Origin of the sequence: Streptomyces sp. NPDC056948, assembly GCF_042674225.1 — a bacterium.
In the GTDB taxonomy this organism is placed as follows: Bacteria; Actinomycetota; Actinomycetes; order Streptomycetales; family Streptomycetaceae; genus Streptomyces; species Streptomyces purpurascens.
Window position 1 is genome coordinate 1 of the sequence record NZ_JBHUQX010000791.1, and the last position, 1599, is coordinate 1599.

The 1599-nt window shown below is 67.4% G+C and carries 1 protein-coding gene; it reads right to left on the bottom strand.

Annotated elements, in window-relative coordinates:
* Window positions 1-126: 126 nt before the first annotated feature.
* Window positions 127-1479, bottom strand: coding sequence for a class II 3-deoxy-7-phosphoheptulonate synthase (locus ACFTZL_RS44750; RefSeq protein ID WP_382596343.1), 1353 nt, complete (start codon window positions 1477-1479; stop codon window positions 127-129).
* Window positions 1480-1599 lie beyond the last annotated feature (120 nt).

Here is a 1599-nt window from a genome sequence, read left to right on the forward strand (position 1 = left end):
ACCCGCCAATCGTTGTTTTTTTACTGTCGGGTGGGCTGTTTTTTTTTTATACCACCCTGTTTGTGGGGGGGGGCGGGTCTGGTGCCACCCCCCCCCCAGTCCATGTCCGGGTGACAGGCGATCCCGTTACTGGTCCCTGTACATCTCGGCCACGAGGAACGCCAGGTCGAGCGACTGGCTGCGGTTGAGCCGCGGGTCGCAGGCCGTCTCGTAGCGCTGGTGCAGATCGTCGACGAAGATCTCGTCGCCGCCGCCCACGCACTCGGTGACATCGTCGCCGGTCAGCTCCACGTGGATGCCGCCCGGGTGGGTGCCGAGCGCCTTGTGGACCTCGAAGAAGCCCTTGACCTCGTCGAGCACGTCGTCGAAGCGGCGGGTCTTGTGCCCGGAGGCCGCCTCGAAGGTGTTGCCGTGCATCGGGTCGGTCACCCAGGCCACGGTGGCGCCCGAGGCGGTGACCTTCTCGACCAGCTCGGGGAGCTTGTCGCGGACCTTGTCGGCGCCCATGCGGACGATGAAGGTCAGCCGGCCCGGCTCACGCTCCGGGTCGAGGCGCTCGATGTACTGCAGCGCGTCCTCGGCCGTGGTCGTCGGGCCCAGCTTGATGCCGATCGGGTTGCGGATCTTCGAGGCGAACTCGATATGCGCGTGGTCGAGCTGCCGGGTGCGCTCGCCGATCCACACCATGTGCCCGGAGACGTCGTAGAGGTGTCCGGTGCGCGAGTCGACCCGGGTCAGGGCGGACTCGTAGTCGAGCAGCAGCGCCTCGTGCGAGGCGTAGAACTCGACCGTCTTGAACTCCTCCGGGTCGGCCCCGCAGGCGTGCATGAAGTTCAGCGCCTGATCGATCTCGCGGGCGAGCTGCTCGTAGCGCTGTCCCGACGGGGACGACTTCACGAAGTCCTGGTTCCAGGCATGCACCTGGCGCAGGTCGGCGTAGCCGCCGGTGGTGAAGGCGCGCACCAGGTTCAGCGTGGAGGCCGACGCGTGGTACATCCGCTTCAGGCGCTCGGGGTCCGGGATACGGGCGGCCTCGTTGAAGTCGAAGCCGTTGACTGAGTCACCGCGGTAGGTCGGCAGGGTCACGCCGTCGCGGGTCTCGGTGCCCTTGGAGCGCGGCTTGGAGTACTGGCCGGCGATCCGGCCGACCTTCACCACGGGCACGGACGCGGCGTACGTGAGCACGGCGCCCATCTGGAGCAGCGTCTTCAGCTTGTTGCGGATGTGGTCGGCCGATACGGCGTCGAAGGCCTCGGCGCAGTCGCCGCCCTGGAGGAGGAACGCCTCTCCCTTGGCGACGGACGCCATCCGGGCGCGCAGCTGGTCGCACTCGCCCGCGAAGACGAGCGGCGGATACGACTCGAGGTCCGCAACGACTGCGCGCAGAGCCTCGGTGTCGGGGTACTCGGGCTGCTGCGCCGCGGGCAGGTCTCGCCAGGTGTTGCCAGCACTCGCGCTGGTCTTAGCGTTCACGGTCACGACCTCAACATTACGGGGTCGTGTCGGGCGTCCTGACCCATGCCCAGCAATTGAGACACCGAGTACACCCCTCGGACATGGGGTAAGGTGCCTCGCATGTTCGCGCATTCGATCCAGAAC